This is a genomic window from Leptospira mayottensis 200901116 (assembly GCF_000306675.2).
In the GTDB taxonomy this organism is placed as follows: Bacteria; Spirochaetota; Leptospiria; order Leptospirales; family Leptospiraceae; genus Leptospira; species Leptospira mayottensis.
This window is the reverse complement of record NZ_CP024871.1, coordinates 1-22,120: the sequence shown is the minus strand read 5'-3', so window position 1 is coordinate 22,120 and position 22,120 is coordinate 1. Positions and strand designations below refer to the sequence as shown.

The window sequence follows — 22,120 nt, the reverse complement described above, 5'->3', positions numbered from 1 at the left end:
ATCACATAACGAGTTCGTCTTCACCGGCACGGGCGACGACAATTTCACCAGCGTCTTCAAGTTTACGTATGATGTTTACAATTTTTTGCTGTGCGTCTTCTACGTCTTTAATCCGAATCGGGCCCATAAAATCCATATCTTCTCGAAGGAGGTTTGCGGCACGTTTAGACATATTCTTGAAGATTTTTTCTTGAACTTCGGTATCCACTGATTTTAAGGCTTTTGCAAGATCCGAGTTGTCCACTTCTCTCATAACTTTTTGGATCGCGCGATCGTCCAAAAGAACGATGTCTTCGAAAACGAACATTCTTTTCTTGATCTCTTCCGCAAGTTCCGGGTCTTCTTCTTCTAAAGCCTCGATGATCGTTTTTTCCGTTCCCCGGTCCACTAAGTTTAAAATCTCAACCACGGAATCGATACCACCTGCGGACGTATAATCTTCGGAAGCCAAAGTAGAGAGTTTTCTTTCAAGGACTCGCTCCACTTCTCGAAGAACGTCAGGACTGACCCGGTCCATAGTTGCAATTCGTTTTGCGACTTCCGCCTGAATGGTATGAGGCAGATTGGAAAGAATATTTGAAGCTTTTTGAGGATCCAAATAAGAAAGAATCAATGCGATCGTCTGAGGGTGTTCGTTCTGAATAAAGTTTAATAAATGCTGAGGATCTGTTCTTCGAATGAAGTCGAACGGTCTGACTTGTAAGGAAGAAGTAAGTCGATTAATGATGTCGATTGCTTTCTGGTTTCCGAGCGCCTTTTCCAAAAGACCTCGGGCAAAATCGATTCCTCCATTGGAGATGAATTCTTGAGCCATCATTAGCTCGTTGAATTCTACTAAAACTTTTTCTTTATCTTCGGGAGTAATTTTATCGAGTCGCGCAATTTCGAACGTGATTTGTTCGATCTCGTCCTCTCGGAGATGTTTGAAAATCTCGGAAGATACTTCGCTTCCAACTGCAATAAGAAAGACCGCAGCTTTTTGCCTTCCGGTTAGGTTTGTTTTTTTATTCAACACGCCTGGAACTTCCCGTAAGAATCCTATCGGTTAAAATAATGCATTTCAACGAAAAGATTTTTCGACCTATGGCAGAAAATTCTTCCTTGAGTCGGGATATTTTTCCACTTCTCTATAAATTGTTTCGTATAGTGAGTAAGAGCCCACTAATAACCTTGCCAACGAGTAATAGGACAATTTAAGAGTATTTTTTTGAAAATGTGAATGCTAGTTTTTAAAGCCAAGATGTCAGGTATAGGGACGTAATCCTGTGGGAACTACTGCGTTTTGTTATTAAGACTTAACAATCATAATCGTGGTTTCTTTTGTTGATTTTCTTGTTTTGTGGTAAATACTTACAAGCCCGGAAGGAACTTCATTTCATCTAAAACTCGGACCTCCATATCACAACCGAATTGAGTTATAAGCCCTCGTAAAACTCAATTCTTCTTTTAAATGTGAAACTCCCACAAAAACTTAAAAAATACTATTCTTCTTTGGAAATCATAAGCCTGAGGAAAACTTGACCCAAAAGAAGAATCGCAAATCATTAAAATAGGAGAATAATTTTGAAACTGAAAGTTTATGAATATAAAAACTGTTCCACTTGTAGGAATGCGCTCAAATTTCTTTCCAGCAAAAAAGTAGAATTGGAAATATTACCGATTCGGGAAATCCCTCCTAAAAAAACGGAACTCAAAACGATGTTGAAGTATATGGACAACGAATCGAAAAAACTTTTTAATACTTCCGGCGGAGATTATAAAGAACTAGGTCTCAAGGACAAACTCAGCTCCATGTCCATCGAGGAACAACTGGACCTTCTTTCTAAAAACGGAAATTTGGTTAAACGTCCCTTTGTTCTCGGAGATGATTTCGGATTTGTAGGATTTAAAGAAGAAGAGTGGAAAAAACGAATTCGATAGATTATAAATCTATCGAAGTTCCAAATGTTCCATTTATATCGGGTTCGGAAAATATTTGCGAAGACGATGTATATCCGCCCGCTCCATCAGATAAATAAAGATAAACGTTTCCCACATTGGTTCCACCGACCGAACTAGGGGCTCCGACCAAAACATCACTGAAACCGTCTCCGTTGATATCTCCCGCTGTAATCGAATTTCCCATATTTCCTACGTTAACCGCCACTGTTAAAAAATTCAGTGAACTGGTTATTAAACCGAGTGTATTACCCGTAGTTAAGTACGTAACCGCATGCCCTTGATTCGGATACGTAGAGGTATAAGAATAGCCTCCCGTAAGAAGATCCAAAAATCCATCCCCATTGACATCTCCGGTTGTAACCGAAGTTCCGGTTTGAGATCCAGGCACTCCTGATATAGGACCGTTGATTGTATTAACAAGAACACCAGAATTAGATAAATATAAATGTACTCTACCAGCCCCAGCCGACTCTTGATAAGCACCCACAAATAAATCCACAAAACCGTCTCGGTTTACATCCGTTACAACGGCTGAATTTGCATACCATTCGTTTACAGCCGAACCCGTAATCGTTTGAGAATAAGTGGTAAAAGTTCCAGCTCCTTGAGCAAGATAAACAAAAGACGCACCAATCTGTGCAGAACCCACAGCTCCAATAATTGCATCTGATCTACCGTCGCCATTCACATCACCTAATGTAATCGCATATCCATAAAATGATGCACTTCCCACATTTCCCGGATTGTTCAATTGCTGGCTAAATGTAATTCCTTGTCCCACAATCGCATTGGACAAATAAGAATAAACCCGCCCAATGTTTCCCAAATCGTACGGCGCACCGACCAAAATGTCCGAAAAACCGTTCCCATCAATGTCCCCTACATCCACGTTGAGTAAACCACCTGTACCTATAGGAATGGAACTGACCGGTGTAGTCGAAAGCCCGCCTGTTGATCCAAGCGAAAGATAAATCTCGAACGTATTCGATGCACTTCCAACAACGGCATCCGCATACCCGTCTCCATCAATATCTCCCAATTTAACGGAATATCCGAAACCGCCCGCACCATTTAACAAAGTTATCGGAACAGAATTTAAACCTTTTGTTTTTCCAAGAGAAAGATAAGCCCTTACACGATTTGCAACTTGAGAACCAATCAAAGCATCCGGATAACCGTCCCCGTTTATGTCTTTGTTCGATCCCTTTTGAACGTCAATCGTGATCGGAGTAGAAGTCAATTCACTAGAAGTGGATCGAACCGAAATCGTGTGCAAACTCCAGTCCTTCCAAACACCTGCCGAAGGAATTGTAGTTGGAATTCCCGCAGCAGGAAGTTGGAACCGCCACTGAGTTCCTGATATTTGTGCATCCACGAACGGACCCGAATCCAAAGCAACTTGAACCCCCGAGGCAGAAGAATCTATTTCTCCGATTAAAAAACCGGTATTTAAAAGACCTTTCGACTTTATATTAAGGATCGTCGGTTGAGATAATCTAACATTGATTCCGCAGACCGAAGTCTGGCCCGAAGTTACAAAAAAGTTAAGTAATAAAGATTTGTAAAAAAGAGAACTGCTCATGTCGCAGGCATTTTTTACGGGTTTAACTGCACAATTGTAAAAAAGAAAAAAGACACAAAGAAAATATGGAAACCGTTTCATAACAAACGTACCCCGAACTATCCTTTTACTAAAATATAAGCGTCTTAGATAAAAGAGACGGAACCTTACTTAGTTTTATACCTTTTTGAATTAGAGTTCCTAGGAATCTACTAAAGAAATTTTTAATTCGACATCAATCATAAAAATTCAAATCCTTTTCCTTCTCTTACAATCGTCATTTTGTCACCCGTCATATTTAAAATCGTTGAAAGTTCCATTTTCACAATTCCTCCATCGACAATTCCTTCAACACGGGCTCCATAGACTCGTTCCAATAAATCAACTTCGATGATAAATTCATCGTTCGCAAATACAGAAGTGGAGGTTAATGGATTTGGATGAACCTGTAGTAACTTTTGCAAATAAATCGCATCCGGAATTCGAATTCCGATTTGTTTCTCTTTTTGGTTAGAAAAAGAAATTCTTGGTAAGTGTTTGTTGGCACGGGTAATAAACGTAAACGGTCCTGGTGTGATCCTTTTCATCAAACGAAACGCTTCGTTTGAAAGATATTCAATATAATTGGAAGCAACTGAAATGCTAGGACAGATTAAAGAGAGGGGTTGGTTTTTCGGAATATTTTTCAATTCATATAACTTTTCAACACCAAATTTAGATTGAGAATCCGCAACCAAAGCATAAACTGTATCCGTCGGAAAAATATAAACGCTTCCCTCCAATAATCTGTTTGAAATCTGTTGGAGTTTTCTATTTTCAGGATTAATCGGATGAAGAGAAAGAATCATTAAAGATTAGACTCGTTTTTAAAGCCCTGCAGTAATTCCTCCGTCGACCACAATTGTCTGCCCAGTAACATAAGCGGATGCATCGCTTGCAAAAAAAATCACGGCCCCTACTAAGTCATCCGGACTTCCAAGTCTTCCCATTGGAATTGAATTCATCATTTGCTCCAAAACGTCCGGTTTTTCTTTGATCATTTCCGTCATATCTGTATCGATAAAACCGGGGCAAATTGAGTTCACACGATAACCGGAACCGACCCATTCGACAGCAAGAGCGCGAGTCAAATTAATAACCGCCCCCTTAGTCCCAGAGTAGACAGAGGCAAATTTCGTTCCTCTCATTCCAAGAATAGAAGCAACATTGATGATATTTCCACCTTTCTTTTTATGAATCCTATAATAAGCCGCACAAGCTCTGAATACGCCCGTAAAATTCGTTTGAACGATAGATTGGATCTCATCTTCTTTTAAAAAAGCGGCGGGTTTATTCGAAGCAATTCCGGCGTTATTTACAAGTACATCGAGTTTTCCGTGTTCTTCAACGATGGATTCAATGATCGGCATCATTACATCCTGTTGACGAATATCCGCGGCATAACCCTTAATGCCGGAGCCGTCGAATTTCCGGATCGATTCTTTCGAAGAACCCGTTCCATAAACGATCGCCCCAGCGTTTTTAAAACCTTCTGCAAGATGTCTTCCAATCCCACGGGTGGACCCAGTCACTAAAACCGTTTTACCTTTTACGTTAAATAAATCGTTCAACAAATTACTCCTGATTATATTGCGGTTTTACCGGATAACAAGGTCGAATCTCTTCGATGGATTCTTCACCGTTTGCCATTGACGGTTTTTTTCCGCGCTCCGTATCGAAAATACGAACGAGCTTGCGAGAATCGATTCGAATATTTTTTCCAAAATCAGAACTCGTATCTTTTACTTTTTCTTTTTTAGGTTTTTTTTCAGAATAAGGATCGAAAATTTCCTTTTCCTTTTCCTCTTTTTCCACAGTGAGATCATCCACTAAAATTTCTCGATTAATATAATGAGTTCCATCGCTTTTATACATATTGTGCAACGGATCACAGTCGAACATATCGATTTTAGCAACGATGTGATCGCAAAAAAGAAGATACCTTTTGCAAAGATATTGAAGGCTGGATTCCTTGACTCGATCAAAACTTCCTCTCCTACAGGAAGGAAACACGAGAAAAATCAAAAAACAAATCCAAAGTCTTTTACGGAACGTTCTGAAATTTATCAAACGATTCAAAAAAGACGAAAGTCCTACATTTTCTTTAATCTTATCAAGAATGTCAAGTTGCAAGGTCTTTTCCCTATAGAATGACCATAAAAATGAGATAACCGCAGTAAAAAGATACTTCTTTGCGATGCAAACACCAGACAAATATTTTTTATAAAAAAGAATCATATATTCATTATTTCAAATATTCTAGTTTTATTCGTATTAATAAGGCTTTGAAGAAGGAAGATCCTGACTTTTAGTTTCATTTTTTTTCTGCGGCTTTTCGGAAAAAATTCCCATTTTTAATTCGTACCACCTTAAAGTTCTCGCTCTATCTTTTTTTCTTTCTTCTTCCGCCGTTGTATTCAAACGACCTTGCGCATCATCCCAATAAATCATTTCTTCCGGTTTTAGATAATCAGAATCGAGAATTTTATTTTTGGAAATTTTATCCGAAAAAGAAAGCCCGGAATCCTCGCTTTTTCCCAAAAGAATCTTAGCTTGGTAAAGCGAAAGAAGGGACTGTTTTTGATAATAAAGAGCGGAAGTCCTTTCTCCCCTTTCTAACTCTTTGGAAGAAGTCTTCGATGTTTCTCCGAAACGAGTATAATACTTTTCTAATACTGGAAGAATTGATCGATTTTTGTTTTTTTCATCCAACCGAATCGACACAATCATAGGAACCAGTTCCTGTCCCAATTGAATTGTTCTACTTTCGTAGTCTTTACGAATTGCATCTTCCAAAAGAATAATTGCTTTAAAAATATTCTCAAACATGGCCGTAGCATTTCCGTATTCGGCTTTCAGATAAAGAGTTTCAGCTTGTCCGTAATCAGCGGCGAGTTTATCCAAATCTTGTTTTTTTCCAAAGTTCAAAAGAGAGACTCTAATTCCTTTCAATCCGAGGTAAGTTTTCTTTCTTATAGATTCCAACTTTCCCGTTTCGATTAACTCCCGATCGGATGGAAGCTTTTGCTTTGAGTCTTTAGATTCACCTGGGACCGTTTGCGAAAAGATAGAAACGTTACAAGCAAGAAAAAGTACACAAATTGCACATCCGATTTTATTCGACAGAGTTCGTTGATTCTTTTTCATCCGTACCAATATCGGCAGGAAAACGGATGCAAGGCAAGGCTTTTCCCGAATCGTGGATTTATGATGGTTCTCAGATCTAGATCTCCTCGCAGAAAATACATTTTGGAATCCTTAGATCTTGATTTCAGAATCGAACCGGAAGACATAGATGAAAGCTCTTTAAAAAACGAACATCCTTTGGAATATTTGAAAAGGATATGTTTATCCAAATTAGGCACAAGATCCAAAGACGAATTTTTGATCTCCTGTGACACAATTGTCGTTCAAGAGAATTTTATTTTTCAAAAACCTGAAAACTTTTCTGAAGCAGAGAAAATGCTCGAAAAGTTGTCCGGAAAAACTCATAAAGTCGCTTCGGGACTAGGAATCTATTATAAAGGACTCGAACGATTTGCATTCGAGTTTTCTCAAGTCCATTTTCGTTCTTGGAATCATAAACAAATTCGAGAATACATTGAAAAATATTCTCCCTTTGATAAGGCTGGAAGTTACGGGATTCAGGATAAGGAAGGCCCTGTACAATCTTTTGACGGATCGTACACGAATATACTTGGATTTCCGATACGAACGTTTCTGCAATACCACAAACTTTGGAAAAAATATTTAAAAGGAAATCAGGCGTAAAAATCGATCAGACTGCCGCGAGTTGTCGGTATAAATTCTTTGGAAGTGGAGGACGAATTGATTCTGCCCGAGTTATAATCGGCGTTAAAATCTTCACGGCGAATCGGTTCCACGGCTTGTATTTTTCCGCCCATACGGGTCGGACTTACGTAAGCTAAAGCCTCATTCGGAAAAGAAATCCTCTGGACTCCGGAACTGATATTCATATTTTAATCTTCGGAGAATTGATCCTTTACTTTAAATAATTCTTTCGTTTTTTTAAGGACCAGAACAATTTCAATTCAAATAGAATGGCAACAAAAACCAAAGAATATAAAAATTCCATCGAATTCCTGACCGATTGGAGTGAAAGACTACCGCAGATCGTTTTTGTCGCGGCCAAAGAATCCTACGAGTTTGAAATTATCGCGGAAAAATATAAAGAAGAAATTCGAAAAGCGGGAGAGCCATTCGAAATCGTAATATTCGTTTCGGAACCGGGAGACTTTGAAAGATTTCAATCCGATGCTTTCAACCTGGATATGTTCTCCAATCGTAAATTATTTATTGTCAAATCTGGTCTTGAATTTTTTAAGCCGATCTCCAGTGGAAAAGGAAAGAATAATGAATCTTTACAAAAACAATTTTCAAACTTTCCGAACTCGATCCAACTTTTAGTTCATTACAATCATTGGGAAGTTCCAAACAAGGTTCTTCAAATCTTCGGGGGAAAAGCGAATCTCATTAAAACCAAAAATTTTTATCCTAACGAAACACGCGTCGGTCTTTTACAAGCCTGTAAGGAAATTGGAGTCCAATTGGACGAGGACGCCATGAATGAATTCTTGCACAAAATTTCCCCCTCAATGGGAGCATATCTACAATCACTTTCTAAACTAAAACTTTATCTCGTAAAAAAATCTTTCACGAAACAAGACGTTGAAGACGTCTTGCTTTTCAATGGAGAATTGAATTCCTCCGGCTTGGTCGATTTTTTTATGGAATCAGATCGGATCCGTTTTTTCAAAGAACTGAAAAAATTTCAAAGCGGGAAAGATTCTTTACTTTTATTTCTTTCGATCCTGAAAGAAAGAATCGATCAACTCCGGAAATATAAAGTCATTTCCAGAAAGTACGAGACATCGCTTTCAGATGAGGAAATCCACGAATTCTTGGATATTCAATCTTATAGCCCCGCAAGAAAAAATTTCGTTCGAAATCGCCTCAAAAAAGAGGCTACTTTTTTCTCCGATAAGATCATCAGAGAACTTTACGATTTTATGATAGATATGAATATTCGAATCAAAACCAGTTCGGAAAAAGAAGGATCGGAGTTTTACTTCAATCGTCGGATGGAGGATTTTTTCCTTCAGCTTCGGCGGAAAGACCGAATTCTATAATTTTTCTGTAAATTGTCCTTTCCGATATCCCGAGTATCTTGGCGGCTTTTTCCCTGTTGCCGTTCACAAGAATCAAATTTCTTTTGATAATCTCCCTTTCGTAATCCTTTAAAGGAATTCCGGTTTTCACTTCTATAAACTCCGAATAAACGTAAGAAGTTTCAAACATCTGAGGCGGAAGATGTTTTACGTCGAGAATACGCACGGCAAATAGGGAAATCATACCCTCCAAAAGATTTTTGAGTTGTCTAACGTTGCCCGGAAAATCGTAATTAAGTAAGAACTGAACCAGTTTTTCACTCAACCGGATTTCTTTTCGTTTATATTTTTCGGAAAGAATTTCCAAAAAATGTCGAATTAACAGAGGAATATCCTCTTTTCTTTCCCTGAGATCCGGAAGATCCAATCGAAAATTTGAAATTTCGAAATAAAGCGATTCTAGAATTTGTCCGGTTTTCAATTTTTGTTTCCATTCTTTATCGGAAATAAAAATGAAACGAGAATCGTTTTGATTTTCACGAATTTTCTTTAGAAGATACACTTGTACCTCTTTCGAAAAATTGGGGAAATTCTTAAAAACGAAATATGTATTTTTTCCGTCGGAAAGTATCGATTCCAAACCCCTTTCACTTTCGACGTTGTCGGAATCCAAAATGAGAACGCGAGGGTTTAAACCAGATAAACCGGCAATTAGATTGGAAACAAAAGTCTTTCCACTACCCGGACCTCCCGTAACAAATAAAGGTAATGTATTTTGAGATAAAGACTTGAGTCGATTTAATACTTTAATCGAATTCGAAGCGTTGGTGATAAAAATATGTTCTTCGGAATTCAAACGCAGATCCCTTCTCGAAAGATTATAACCCTTTGACTTGCAGAACTCTACCTCGGATTATACAATCAAAAGAACTTTTATTCGTATTCTGAAAATAATTTCTTACTTGAATCGGTGTACATTCCAAAATCCGGGAAGGAGAAAGTTTATATTCCTCCGTAAGGCTAGCGACATTTGCAACTCCGTCAACAGAACTCCCTGATGAAACATAAGTTGTTTGATATAGGATCTGTTCGTCAACTTGAGGAATTTTAACCCCGAATGGAAGCGAAACCCAAAAAGCTTTTTCCCCGGATTTTATCAAAATTTCAGTCTCATTTTCTCCTTTAAACTCTTCCTTAAGTAAACTTTGAGAAAGCAAAAACGAAAGATTGTCCCTTAGTGAATCCGAAGCTAGAATTTTATCCCCCGTCAACTCGGCGTATATATTCGTAAAATTCAGAGGATTAATTGATTCCGATTCCGTATATTTTCCAGAATAAGAAACCTTATTAAGAGAGGATTCCTGCGGAATCTGTTTTGGAGAAACTTCCGAGTATGTAAAATAAATTTGTCTCCCTCTAAATATTATAGTTTTTGAATCTTTTAGGGTGCTGACTTTTTTAAAATACGTTATTTCAAAGAAATTTTCTTTAGGAAAAATTCCTTTGAAAAACTGAGTTTGAGAAACGGAAAAATACGGTGCGGTGAATAATCGAACTCGATAACCAGAAGATTGTAAATTTTGAATGGCGGAAAATAAACTAGGATTTGGAATTTTCCCTTTCGCATTTGTGAGAATGATTATATCTTGGGCACTTTGAGATCCATTCCCCGATTGGATTAATGAACCTCTCGTACGTAATAACGCTTCCGCTAAATCTTCCAAACTCGATTTACCAAACGATTTCAAACTACCAATCTGTTTTCTTAATTCCGCCAACGAACTCGTTTTGGGAAGAATAGAAACTTTTCCTTCCGAAAAAGTAACAATCCGGATCCCGGTCATGGAATCCCAAGACGTATTTTTAACGAATTGCGCCCATTCTTCCCTTTCTCTTTGGAAAGAAGGTGACAGATCGACGATAAAAATTAATTCTTTCGCATTCTTCTTCAATATTGAAGTAGTAGTTTGTTTTCTTTTAGAAGGCACCCAAGGAAATGAGCGCTCCGTCATTGATCGCATCAAAAAGAAAAGATCCGATTTTTCGGAAAGATGGAATTCATCCAGTTGTTTCTGCGAGCAATTGTACACGACTCGATCGAGAGAAATATTGTTTTGAAAACCGATCTCGTCTCGAACTAAAAAATCAGCGGGAAATTCGGAACAAATTTTTGAAAAGTCTTCTTTTCTGAAATGAGAGTTTCGAAATTTGTTAAAAATTCCCTCATCCTTAATTTTCTCGATCGTATTTACTTTAGCTCTTAGCAATAAGTTTGCATAAAAAGCCCCAAATTTGGAAATTTCTTGCGATCTGTCATCGATTCTTTCCAAAGTCGCCGGTAAATTTCCTTCTACTTTTCCAGGAAGAAAAATTACACTTGTAGAGAATACTGGCTGAGCTGTGAAACAGAGAAAAAAAAATAAATTTCTTAACATGTACACTTTGTGCGACGCAAATAGGTTTTTAAGTTAATATGGGGAAATCCAGGATTCAAAGCAACCGATTAAAAAATGAGTTGCACAAACTTGGCAAAGTATTAACTTTTTTCATTTAGTAGATCAAGGAGAAAATAATGATCAATAGACTTATCGCTCTATCTGTAGCAACAATGATTTTTGCAGCTTGCTCCAGCACTGATACCGGACAAAAAGACGCAACAACTGTAGGTGACGGTGGATGGACTTTTGAAGGATGGGGTGGACCTCCGGAACAAAGAAATGATGGAAAAACACCAAGAGATACGAATCCAAAAGACTGGTACTATATTAAATTTTCTTCCAGAGCATCTGTTAAGGCGGTAACTAAGAAAAGCCAAGCAATGATGCAATCCACTTGTCGTGAAGCTTCCAGACTTCAAGGTGCGTCTGACGTTGTGAAAAAGATGGTTGGAGAAACTGTAGAATCGGCTTCTGGAGTATCCGATGGTGAAGCAACCGCATCTGTAATTGTTTCCCAATCTCAAGGTGTTGTAAAAGGAGTCGGGGTTTACGAATGTAAAGCAACCGGTTCCGGTTCTGATCCAAAAGACGTTTCCAAAGACAACTGGGAAGAATGTCAGTGTGTAATTTACGCAAAATTCCCCGGTGGAAAAGATGCTCTCGTAGCGAAAGCACAAGAAGTTTCCAACAAACAGTAAATATTCATTTATCGAAAACTTTATTGTTTACAAACCCCGTTTTTATAACGGGGTTTTTTATTTTTCGGAACTCGATAGAGGGCTACTTTAGAAAGATTAAGTAATATTGGAACCTATTCCACTTTTCGTGAATAACGGCAAAGGTTAACACCACTCAAAAAACAATTTCTTTAAATTAAAGTTAAACGTTCAGAAGCTTGCGGTGAAAGCAAACATTCTTCAAAGTGATTGTACTCTCTAATTTCCAATAATTGAGTCTTCCAAAGAGGGTCAAACTCTAAGCCGTTTAGGTATTTAACGAGATGTTTTCTAAATAAAATCAAACCGAATTCTTCTCCATAATCCTCAATCATCCAGGAAGCGTGCTCTAAGATAACTTTAGAAATCTCCGACCAACATAATTTTTCTTTTTTGGTTTTTGAAAAGATCCAAGGATTTCCGATCGCGTTTCTACCAATCAAAACTCCGTCTAACGAGTATTTATTAATCTTAGAATTCGCTTCTTCGTAACTTTTGATATCTCCGTTTCCAAAAACCGGAATCTTTCTCTGCGCTTTCAACTCACCGATTGCATCCCAATCAGCAAACCCAGTATAAGCCATTTCTTTTGTACGGCCATGAACCGTAAGAGCGTCTATACCAGATTCTTCTAAAATTTTTGAAACTTCAAGATAGTTGCGAGAAGCCGAATCCCATCCGATTCGAATTTTTGCGGTAACCGGAACGTTAACTCGTTTTTTCATGGCTTCAATGATTTTTCCGGCTAACACAGGTTTACGTAAAAGTCCGGCCCCCGCACCTCGCAGAGAAACCTTACGAGTAGAACAACCCATATTTAAATCGATAATGTCCGGTTTCAATTCTTGGATGATTTCGGCCGCCTCTGCAATGATCTCCAAACGATTCCCAAAAATTTGAAATGTAATCGGACGTTCTTCGGGATGAAGACGAAACATTTTGAATGCTTTAGGCGCTTTATGAACAAGCTCGTCGGTGTTTACAAACTCAGTATAAGAAAAGGCAGCTCCGAATTTTCTGCAAATTCTTCGAGTGGGAGAATCTGAAATTCCCGCCATTGGGGAAAGTGAAACTCTCCCCGGAATCGTTACATTTCCGATCCGGATCATCAGATCAACTCTCTCCCAAAACCGTAAAATCCTGCACTTTATCGTTATCCTTTAAATCCACAATACGAACTCCAACTGCGGTTCTGCCTAGTTTAGAAATATCGAATGCGTTAATTCGAATCGTCATTCCTTGTTGAGTGATGAGAATGACTTCATCTTCGCTTCCAACGGAACCTGTTCCTACGGAAAATCCATTTTTCTCAGTCACTTTCAAGTAGGCCATTCCCTTTCCACCACGGCCTTTTGCGACAAATTCCTCAAAACCAAGACGTTTTCCGTAACCTTCTTCCGAAACTACAAATATATCCTCCCCCTCTTTGTATTTGCTCAAGCCTACAATTGTGTCATCTTCCGCAAGCCGCATTCCAGTAACACCACTCGCCGTTCTTCCTTGAGCCCTGATGATATTTCCTTCGATCCGAAGAGCCAATCCTTTCTTAGAAAAGATCATAACTTCATCCTTATCCTCAATAGCTTCCACTTTAATCAGCTCGTCCCCTTCTCTGAGTCCGATCGCGATAATTCCGGATTTTTTTACGTTTCCAAATTCCTTAAGTTGAATTCGTTTGATAAACCCACGTCTAGTAACCAAGAGCAGATCCTTATCCATATCTTCCCCTCTGAAAGTAAAGATAGAAGAAATATATTCATCTTCTCTCAGATTGATGATTGCCTTGAGTGATTTTCCACGGGCTTCTTTGGATGCAATTGGCAACTCATACGCTTTCATCACGTAAACCTTTCCTATATTAGAAAAAAACATAATACTATCGTGAGTCATTGCGGCTTTCATAATTTTAATCACATCGTCACGCTTCTGAGAAAGACCTTGGATTCCTTTTCCACCTCGTTTTTGCCTTTTAAAAGTATCAATGGGAAGGCGCTTGATAAATTGATCGTACGTGATTTGAATTACCACTTCTTCGTCCGCAATCAAATCCTCCGCGTTAAAAGAAGAACTTTCTATACTTTCGATGGAAATTTCGGTTTTTCTTTTTGTTCCATATTTATCCCCCACCTCTTGAAGCTCCGTACAAACGATGTCGTTTATACGAGAAGGTTTTGCAAGAATATCCTTTAGGTCCACGATGAGCTTTCTGACCTCTTCCAATTCATCAATGATCTTTTGAACCTCAAGAGAAGTGAGTCTTTGCAATCTCATTTCTAAAATCGCATCCGATTGAACCTCAGAAAGACTAAAACGAACCATCAATTGTTGTTTTGCTTCTGTAGGGTTTTTAGAAGCTCGAATGACTTTGATCACGTCCTCGATGTTTTCTAAAGCAATCTTTAATCCTTCCAAGATATGAGCTCGTTTTTCAGCTTTATCCAAGTCAAACTGAGTTCTTTTTATGATCACATCTCTTCTGTGTGCAGAATAGGCAGTTAATATTTCCTTAATATTAAAAATTTTTGGTTTATTGTCCAGAATCGCGAGCATCGTGATTCCATAACTCACTTGAAGCTGAGTCATTTTATAAAGTTGATTCAGAATAACCTGAGCATTAGCATCTTTTTTAATATGAATCTCTATTCGAATCCCTTTTCGATTCGAAAGATCGAGGATTTCGGAAATTCCTTCGATTTGTTTTTCGTTAACTATATCTCCGATTTTTTCCAGAAGAACTTTCTTGTTCACCTGATAAGGAATTTCGGTGACTACAATCACCTCTCTTCCGTTTTTCTTTTCCTCAATCTCCACTTTGGAGCGAATTCGTATCGACCCTTTTCCGGTCGTATATGCGGAAATAAGACCTTCCCCACCGATGATGATTCCGGAAGTTGGAAAATCGGGACCAGGAATAATTTTGAGAATCTCCGGAATAGTAATCTCTGGATTCCGAATCACAGTGATCACTGCATCAATCGTTTCTTTCAAATTATGAGGAGGAATATTCGTCGCCATCCCCACCGCAATTCCGGAAGATCCATTTACGAGTAAATTTGGAAAATTAGCAGGTAATACGTCAGGTTGTTGTTTCGTATCATCGTAGTTAGGCGAGAAACTAACAGTTTCTTTTTCAATGTCGCGTAACAATTCCTCCGCAACCTTTTCAAGTCTTGCTTCGGTGTACCGATAGGCTGCAGGGTTATCGCCATCTATAGAGCCGAAGTTTCCTTGTCCGTCGATCAATGGAACACGCAAGGAAAAATCCTGAACCATTCTTACAAGAGCTTCATAAACCGATGCGTCTCCATGCGGGTGATAATTACCGATCACTTCCCCCACGATCTTAGCGCATTTCACATAAGGACGATCACTTCTCCACGCCCGTTCGTTCATTGCGTGGAGAATTCTTCTATGAACCGGTTTTAATCCATCCCTTACATCCGGAAGCGCCCGACCGACAATAACGGACATCGCGTAACCGAGATACGCTTCTTTCATTTGATCTTCAATTTCCACAGGGATCACTCTAATACCATTCTTAAGAGCATCCGCAATATCAGGTCTTCCGGCTATATTATAGTTTAGAACTTTTGTTTCATTTTCTTGACTCATTTTAAAATTCCCTTAGGATCAAAGATCCAAGTTTGCAACTTTGGCTGCGTTGATTTCGATGAATTGTTTTCTAGGTTGAACTTCGTCACCCATTAGAATGTTGAACGTTTCCTCCGCTTCAACGAAATCGTCTAATTTCACTTTCAAAACGACTCGATTTGAAGGGTCCATTGTGGTCTCCCAAAGTTGTTCAGGATTCATTTCACCTAGACCCTTGTATCTTTGAATCACAACTTTTTCAGTTCCTACATTCTTCAATAATTCCTCTTTTTCCTTATCCGAATAAACATAAGTTGAATTTTTACCGTGTTTAATAAGATACAAAGGCGGCTGCGCCACATAAAGATAACCTTTTTCGATTACAGGACGCATATAACGAAAAAAGAATGTAAGAAGTAATGTGCGAATGTGTGAACCGTCGATATCCGCATCCGTCATTATCATGATTTTATGATAACGAATTTTATCGATATTAAACTCGTCCTCACCAATTCCAGTTCCAAGGGCAGAAACCAAAACTCGAATCTCTTCGCTAGAAAGAATCTTATCTAATCTCGCTTTTTCAACATTTAAAATTTTTCCTTTCAGAGGAAGAATCGCCTGTATGTTTCTATCTCTACCTTGTTTTGCAGAACCACCCGCGGAATCCCCCTCAACGAGATAAAGTTCTGAAAACGCAGGATCTTTTTCAGAACAATCAGCGAGTTTTCCCGGAAGTCCTCCTCCTTCAAGAACCGTTTTTCTTCGTGTTAAATCTCTCGCCTTACGAGCCGCCTCTCTTGCTTTTGCGGAAAGAATACATTTTTCTAATATCTTTTTAGTGATATTCGGATTTTCCTCAAAGAACAAAGTCAGACCTTCTGAACTTAAGGTCTGCATAATTCCTTTGATTTCTGCGTTTACTAATTTTTCTTTTGTTTGAGAATTGAACTGAGGTTGAGGAATTTTGATTGAGATGACCGCAGTTAATCCTTCTTTTACATCTTCTCCAGAAAGACCTGTTGGATGTTTTTTAGAAAGGGTCGTATCTTTTTTTAGAAAGTCGTTTAAGGTTCTTGTAAGAGCCGCACGAAATCCTTCCAAGTGGGTTCCACCTAAATTGTTATTGATGTTGTTCGTAAAACAAAAAATGTTCTCCGTATAAGTTTCCGAATATTGAATCGAAATTTCCGCCAAAACGTCGTCTTTATTCCGTTCAAAGTGAATCACCTTATGCATCGGATGTTTGTTTTCGTTGATATGCTCAACGAAAGAAACGATTCCTCCGGAAAATTGAAATTCATTTCGAAGAAGATTTTCTCCTTCTGATCCTCGTCTACAGTCTTCAATGATCAGCACAAGACCTTTATTCAAAAAAGCTAATTCCCTAAATCGAGCAGAAAGAATATCGAACTGAAAATCTACTGTGGTAAAAATAGCGGCATCCGGTTTGAATCGAACGATGGTTCCTCTTTCTGAAGAATCCCCCTTAATTTTTACCGGAGAAACTGGAACACCCTTCTCGTATTTTTGAGTATAAATTTTTCCTTTCTGATGAACTTCAACTTCAAGATATTCAGAAAGTGCGTTTACTACAGAAACCCCTACACCGTGGAGACCTCCTGAAACTTTATAAGCGTCGTTTTCGAACTTACCACCCGCATGAAGAATGGTCATTACGACTTCGATTGTAGAAATTTTTTTATCGGGATGAATATCAACTGGAATCCCTCGACCGTTATCTTTAACTTCGATGATATTATTCGGTAAAATACTAATTTTAATTTCGGTACAATGGCCTGCCATCGCTTCGTCTACAGAGTTATCAACTACCTCGTAGACCATTTTGTGAAGTCCAGTCTCATCCTGGGTTCCGATATACATCCCGGGACGTTTTCTAACAGCTTCCAGACCCTCTAAAATCTTGATCTGACCAGCACTGTAGCTTGTTTCTTTTTGGCTCATTTTTTTCGGACCTCAGGAATAGTTTTCCTGAAAACCGTAGGGAGGCAAGGAAATTCACCAGCTTATCAAAGATATTGAAGAATCTCTAAATAACGTTTTTTAATCTCGATGTCCGTTTCCTTTTCAAGAATAGCAATTAAGTCTTCTTTTCCTTCTAGGCCTTTTTTTTCCTTAGTCTCAGGTAATACGGGAGATTGTAATGTTGTTAGTTTACCGATTGAAATTTCAATTGAACGAACGATTCCTTTTCCTACAAATCGCACAGACTCTCGAATGATCCGGTTTTGTAAAAACAGTAATTCTTGTTTATAAGCGTTATGAGAAACGAGAATTCGAAGTCTACCGAATCGAATCGAGTCTACTTCCGAATGAGAAGCAAACACGGGACCTACAATTTCCTTCCAACGATTTCTAAGCGTATGGATAAAAATCCTTTCTTGTAGATTCTCTTCCGTAATTCCCATTCGACTCAATATGACATTAAATTCGGAGGTTTCGATTTTTTTAGATGAAATCAAATCTTCTTTCATTTTACAAACTGGACATTTCCTTGTTGAATTAGAAAGATTTGCTTTTGATCCTCAAGTTTACCGACATAATCCTGAATTCCCTCTAAGTCTGTTGTTGTAAAAAAAGCCTGTCCTGCATTTACGACTAAGTCTACAAAATATTCTCTTCGTTTAACATCCAATTCCCGAATTACATCATCAATCAATAAAACTGGCATAGTATCTAAAACATTTCTATAGTAATTAAAAGTCGCAGCCTTCAAAGCAATCACTGTGCTTCTTTTCTGACCCTGTGATCCGAATTCAGTAATGTCACGTTTATCGGCACCAATAAAAAGATCATCCCTATGAATTCCCACAGAAGTGTAACCGAGTCTTAAATCTTTTCCTAAATTTCGGCCGAGTTTTTCTACAAATTCATCCTCGTTTTCCACATTTGGTCTGTAAATCATTTCAAGTTGGTCCTTTCCGCCGCTCAATTTGTTTAAATTCGGTTGATAAAAGGAATTTAATCCAAAAACAATTTTTTTTCTTTTATTAAGGATCAAAATTCCCTTTTCGACGAGTTTTTTATCCCAAATTGACAAATGAGAAACATCTGAAATGCCGGTTTTTAAAAGGGCATTTCGATGCTTTAAGATTTTATTATATTCCAGTAAACATTCAAGATAAAACGGATCAAAGGAAGAGATAAATGCGTCGATAAATTTTCTCCTTTCCGCCGGGCCATCTTCTATGATTTTTAAATCCATTGGAGTTAATAAAACGGTGATAAATTTACCAATTAGATCCGTTCTTTTTTTTACTTCCTCTTGATTGAATTTTAATTTTCTTTTAACTGTGGGTTTTGCGGTAAATCCGATTTCTAATATGGATTCTTTTTGATTTTCTTTAATTTTCCCTCTTAAGAAATAATTTTCAGAACCCCATCGAATCAAATTTGAATCTTCGGACTCCCGAAAACTTTTCAGCCAAGATAACATACAAATGGCTTCAAGAAGATTCGTTTTCCCTTCTCCATTATCACCCACAAAAAAAATAAGCCTGGAATCGAAATCCAAGCTCAGTTCTTCGTGACTTCTAAAATTCTGAAGAGTAAGATGTTTTAGGAACATTATAGTTTCATCGGCATGATCACGGAGATAAATTCAGGGTCGGATGGATCCTTGAAAATAACTGGAGAACTTGCATCAGAAAATTCGATCTTAACTTCGTTATCGTCGATCGATCTAAAAATATCCATGAGGTATTCCCCTTTGAATGCAATTGCAATTTCATTTCCGGAATATTCGATCGGTTTATTGATGCTCGCTTCCGAAGCTCCCAAAGTTTGCGCGAACAAGTTCAAATTGTTTTTGCTGAACGTCAGTCTTACTTGTCTGGAAGGTTCTTCCGCCGCAGTTAAAACTTGTCTAAGAGATACTTGGAATTCTTCCTTTGAGATTGTTGTGGAAAATTTAGTGCTCTTTGGAATGACTTGTTCATAGTTTGGGAAATTTCCTTCGATCAATTTACATAAAAGTTCTATGTTATTTACAGACGCATAAATTTGACTATCAATCAAACCGAGATTACCAGTTTCTGAAGTTGCGATCATTTTGGAGATTTCTCGGACCGCCTTTGCAGGGACAATTATGGAATCCTTAAATTGTAAAGGAGAAGGAAGAATTCTTTCAATCTTGCAAAGTCTTCTTCCGTCCGTTCCAACAAAAATCAATTTATTCCCATCGGGAATCATGTAGAGGCCGTTAAAAATAAATCTTTGGTCTTCATGCGCGATCGCGTAGGAAGTTTTACGGATCATGTCGTTTATCAAAGTACTTGGGAAAGAGGATATTTGAGAAGGATTCACTTTAGAGATTGTTTTAATTTCTTCGGCATCCATTCCACTAATCTTGGACTTATAATCATTTTTACCGGAAGCGTCGGTGATATAAACTACAGAAGAATCTCCATCGGATTCTTCTAAAGACAAAATAGTTTCTTCGAAATGAATCGTTTTAAAAAAACTGGAAAGTTGTTTAGCGGGTAAGGAAATACTTCCAGCTTGGATTACTTCCGCGGGTAGTGATGTTTTAATGGAGATTTCAAGATCGGTAGCGGAAAGAAAAACTTCTTTTTCTTCAGCTTCTATTTTAAGATTTGATAATATAGATTTTATTTCTCTTGCAGAGATTACACCTTCTACTGCATGAATTGCTTTTAAAAAATCCGACGTATTAACTTTAATTTTCAATTTGTTTCTCCTAATTCCTTTCTTAGTTAAATAGGTTTTTTATTATTGTACAGTTGTAGGAGTAGTACCTGTAGATATGTACATAAAATTGTATTCCTAAAGAATACTGAAATATGTCTCATTTTTTTTGAAAAGAGAATTTTGTTTTCTGACATAATTCTTAGTCAATTTTCGAATTAAAAGCGACAGTAATTTTGTGTTATGTCTTATTTACAAATCTATTTAACTTTTTAAATGTTAAACTTATATTTTATTAACAAGTTATATACATATTAAATCTATGCTAGAATTTTCTTCCTATTCCTAACAGGATGTTTCTTGAATTGTTTAAGTGAGTATTTTGTTGAAAAAGCACTTAGCAAAAATTTTAATTCTTCATATCAGTTTAAGAATTCCTCTTAGAACCTTAAAATGTAAAAACTACTATAATTTTAAACGACAAGAAAAAATTTTACAAAGTGATATTGAAGTATCAACGCAACGTAATCTGTGGGAACTCTCACATTTTTTAGGAACTTGTCGGATGGTTTAGATTGAAGATATTTTTTGAAGTTTTGGGACAAGTTATAGAGTTAAAAGCATTTTGCTATAATCCGATTTTAAAAATGATTCATAATTTTACAAAAGTAAGTTTCAAAGTAAAATAAAAGTTTTAAAAACAAACTCTAAAGAAACAAAATTTGCACTTTATCTGAAAATACAAATTTACTGGAACTTGTATTTCGAACTAATTCGTTCCACTAGAAAACGCATTTCTTTATTGTTGGAAAGAAGTTCTTCGGTTTTTCTAAGTCCATGAATTACTGTTGTATGTTGAGTTTGAAAGAGTCTTCCGACTTGGGATTTATTGACGTTAAAAACATTGTGTAACAAATAAAAACAAATATGACGTGGAATTATTAGTTCTTTCTTTCTGCTTTTTCCCATAATCTCAGAGGCATTCAGATTGAATTCTTTAGCGACGGATTCAATAATTCGATCATGTGAAAATTCCACATTTTTTTTGCGATAAAGACGGTTTTTTACGATATCCTTTACCTTATCTAAATTCAAAAAAAGAAGTGAATAGGATTTTTTATATAAGTAGATGTCGTTGAGCGCGCCAAGTAAAAGTCTTGTGTCTTCTTCGATTTGATCCGCTAGAAAATCTAATATGTCTTCGCTTAAACCGAGATCCATGATTTTAGAATGAGACGTTACGATTCCTTTTCGAATCTCTTTGTTGGGATATTGGATGTCGGCTTGAACACCTGTGACAAATCTGGATTTCAATCTTTCATGAATTGTAAGTTCAGAACTTGGGCGATCCGATGCGATTACAATCTGTCTTTTTCTTTCGAAAAGAAAATTAAACAGTGCAAAAAATTCGTCCTGAGTTTTTTCAGCATTCGTGGAAAGAAGTTGTATATCATCCACAAGAAGACAGTTGTAAGACTGATATTTCATCTTAAAACTTTCGATAAGTTCTCTAGATTGAAGAGCAAAACGAAACTCGTTCATAAAAGAAGAAATATCAACGTAACATACCGTTTTCCAAGGGTCCTTTTTAATAAGTTCCGATCCGATCGCATGAAGTAAGTGTGTTTTTCCTACTCCTACGTTACCAAACAAATAAAGAGGATTTATTTCTGCAGGCTTTCGAACACATTCCTTTGCGGCTGTGTATGCTAGACGATTGCAGTCGCCTACAATGAAAGTTTCGAATGTATAATCCGGATTGAATTGAAAATCTTTTTGATCGAAGGATTTTTCGAGAAATGACTGAAGAGGAGAAGTCGCTTTTGTTTCGACTAAAATCTCGACGGGAATTTTATTTCCACAGGCTTCTAAAATTGCATTTTCGATTATATTTTGATATTTTCTTTCAACGTGAGTCTTAATCGTAGCAGAAGGAGCAATAATCGTACATTTTTCAGAGTTAAGGGTCTCTAATTTCAGAGTATCGATGAACCGTTCATAGTATTGAGGAGATATTTTTTTAGATACCTCCTCCAA

Annotated in this window: 19 protein-coding genes and 2 pseudogenes; 4 read left to right on the top strand and 17 right to left on the bottom strand. The window is 37.5% G+C overall.

From position 1 onward, the window contains the following. Position 1 precedes the first annotated feature (1 nt). Entirely contained in the window at positions 2–1,015 is a 1,014-nt protein-coding gene (gene fliG, locus LEP1GSC190_RS00100; protein WP_000932791.1) for a flagellar motor switch protein FliG, read from the bottom strand. Between the two features lie 548 nt (positions 1,016–1,563). Here fliG and LEP1GSC190_RS00095 point away from each other — a divergent pair. Beyond that, positions 1,564–1,920, top strand: coding sequence for an arsenate reductase family protein (locus tag LEP1GSC190_RS00095; RefSeq protein WP_002746577.1), 357 nt, complete (start codon positions 1,564–1,566; stop codon positions 1,918–1,920). On the opposite strand, the pseudogene LEP1GSC190_RS20660 reads toward LEP1GSC190_RS00095, so the two are convergent. From LEP1GSC190_RS20660 to LEP1GSC190_RS00070, 6 genes and pseudogenes are all read right to left on the bottom strand, one after another. Continuing rightward, positions 1,884–1,973, bottom strand: a pseudogene (locus LEP1GSC190_RS20660) (hypothetical protein); the annotation flags it as partial. The gene LEP1GSC190_RS00095 and the pseudogene LEP1GSC190_RS20660 sit on opposite strands and share 37 nt — an antisense overlap. A gap of 92 nt (positions 1,974–2,065) precedes the next feature. Then, a pseudogene (locus tag LEP1GSC190_RS00090) lies at positions 2,066–3,523 on the bottom strand (FG-GAP-like repeat-containing protein); the annotation flags it as partial. Between the two features lie 218 nt (positions 3,524–3,741). Beyond that, on the bottom strand, positions 3,742–4,350 hold the full coding sequence (locus LEP1GSC190_RS00085; protein WP_002746504.1) for an L-threonylcarbamoyladenylate synthase: 609 nt from the start codon (positions 4,348–4,350) through the stop codon (positions 3,742–3,744). Between the two features lie 18 nt (positions 4,351–4,368). Further along, a complete protein-coding gene (locus LEP1GSC190_RS00080; protein WP_002746537.1) occupies positions 4,369–5,112 on the bottom strand; it encodes an SDR family NAD(P)-dependent oxidoreductase in 744 nt (247 codons plus the stop codon). 4 nt (positions 5,113–5,116) lie between these two features. After that, complete coding sequence (locus LEP1GSC190_RS00075) at positions 5,117–5,620, bottom strand: hypothetical protein (protein WP_036036464.1); 504 nt, start codon at positions 5,618–5,620, stop codon at positions 5,117–5,119. Positions 5,621–5,815: 195 nt separating this feature from the next. Further along, the gene (locus LEP1GSC190_RS00070; protein WP_002746527.1) at positions 5,816–6,688 is read right to left on the bottom strand and encodes a hypothetical protein; all 873 of its coding nucleotides are present in this window, start codon (positions 6,686–6,688) and stop codon (positions 5,816–5,818) included. 60 nt (positions 6,689–6,748) lie between these two features. Here LEP1GSC190_RS00070 and LEP1GSC190_RS00065 point away from each other — a divergent pair, with 60 nt between their 5' ends. Continuing rightward, entirely contained in the window at positions 6,749–7,312 is a 564-nt protein-coding gene (locus tag LEP1GSC190_RS00065; protein ID WP_036036388.1) for a nucleoside triphosphate pyrophosphatase, read from the top strand. Here LEP1GSC190_RS00065 and LEP1GSC190_RS00060 read toward each other — a convergent pair. After that, positions 7,303–7,518, bottom strand: coding sequence for a hypothetical protein (locus LEP1GSC190_RS00060; protein WP_002746678.1), 216 nt, complete (start codon positions 7,516–7,518; stop codon positions 7,303–7,305). The two genes, LEP1GSC190_RS00065 and LEP1GSC190_RS00060, sit on opposite strands and share 10 nt — an antisense overlap. 84 nt (positions 7,519–7,602) lie before the next feature. Here LEP1GSC190_RS00060 and holA point away from each other — a divergent pair, with 84 nt between their 5' ends. Beyond that, complete coding sequence (holA, locus tag LEP1GSC190_RS00055; protein ID WP_002746520.1) at positions 7,603–8,691, top strand: DNA polymerase III subunit delta; 1,089 nt, start codon at positions 7,603–7,605, stop codon at positions 8,689–8,691. Here the strand turns inward: holA and LEP1GSC190_RS00050 are convergent. Both LEP1GSC190_RS00050 and LEP1GSC190_RS00045 read right to left on the bottom strand, forming a co-directional pair. Next, positions 8,633–9,526: an AAA-type ATPase lid domain-containing protein gene (locus LEP1GSC190_RS00050; protein ID WP_002763615.1), complete on the bottom strand. Its 894-nt coding sequence runs from the start codon at positions 9,524–9,526 to the stop codon at positions 8,633–8,635. The two genes, holA and LEP1GSC190_RS00050, sit on opposite strands and share 59 nt — an antisense overlap. 22 nt (positions 9,527–9,548) lie before the next feature. Then, entirely contained in the window at positions 9,549–11,105 is a 1,557-nt protein-coding gene (locus LEP1GSC190_RS00045) for an LIC10012 family protein (RefSeq protein ID WP_002746662.1), read from the bottom strand. A 137-nt stretch (positions 11,106–11,242) separates the two neighbouring features. Here LEP1GSC190_RS00045 and LEP1GSC190_RS00040 point away from each other — a divergent pair, with 137 nt between their 5' ends. Next, a complete protein-coding gene (locus LEP1GSC190_RS00040) occupies positions 11,243–11,806 on the top strand; it encodes a lipoprotein LipL21 (RefSeq protein ID WP_036047830.1) in 564 nt (187 codons plus the stop codon). A gap of 170 nt (positions 11,807–11,976) precedes the next feature. Here LEP1GSC190_RS00040 and dusB read toward each other — a convergent pair whose 3' ends face one another. The 7 genes from dusB to dnaA form a co-directional block, all read right to left on the bottom strand. After that, the gene (dusB, locus tag LEP1GSC190_RS00035) at positions 11,977–12,933 is read right to left on the bottom strand and encodes a tRNA dihydrouridine synthase DusB (protein ID WP_002746628.1); all 957 of its coding nucleotides are present in this window, start codon (positions 12,931–12,933) and stop codon (positions 11,977–11,979) included. 4 nt (positions 12,934–12,937) lie between these two features. Continuing rightward, positions 12,938–15,436, bottom strand: a complete 2,499-nt coding sequence (gene gyrA / locus LEP1GSC190_RS00030; RefSeq protein WP_002746511.1) for a DNA gyrase subunit A — start codon at positions 15,434–15,436, stop codon at positions 12,938–12,940. An 18-nt stretch (positions 15,437–15,454) separates the two neighbouring features. Continuing rightward, positions 15,455–17,380, bottom strand: coding sequence for a DNA topoisomerase (ATP-hydrolyzing) subunit B (gene gyrB / locus LEP1GSC190_RS00025; protein ID WP_002746631.1), 1,926 nt, complete (start codon positions 17,378–17,380; stop codon positions 15,455–15,457). Between the two features lie 65 nt (positions 17,381–17,445). After that, the gene (locus LEP1GSC190_RS00020; protein WP_002746594.1) at positions 17,446–17,910 is read right to left on the bottom strand and encodes a DciA family protein; all 465 of its coding nucleotides are present in this window, start codon (positions 17,908–17,910) and stop codon (positions 17,446–17,448) included. Next, complete coding sequence (recF, locus tag LEP1GSC190_RS00015) at positions 17,907–19,004, bottom strand: DNA replication/repair protein RecF (protein ID WP_002746543.1); 1,098 nt, start codon at positions 19,002–19,004, stop codon at positions 17,907–17,909. The genes LEP1GSC190_RS00020 and recF overlap by 4 nt, the downstream gene beginning before the upstream one ends. Continuing rightward, positions 19,004–20,125 carry a DNA polymerase III subunit beta gene (gene dnaN / locus LEP1GSC190_RS00010; RefSeq protein ID WP_002746525.1) on the bottom strand — a complete coding sequence of 374 codons (1,122 nt, stop codon included), beginning with the start codon at positions 20,123–20,125 and terminating at the stop codon, positions 19,004–19,006. Before dnaN ends, recF begins: the two co-directional genes overlap by 1 nt. 705 nt (positions 20,126–20,830) lie before the next feature. After that, on the bottom strand, positions 20,831–22,120 hold the full coding sequence (gene dnaA / locus LEP1GSC190_RS00005) for a chromosomal replication initiator protein DnaA (protein WP_002746621.1): 1,290 nt from the start codon (positions 22,118–22,120) through the stop codon (positions 20,831–20,833).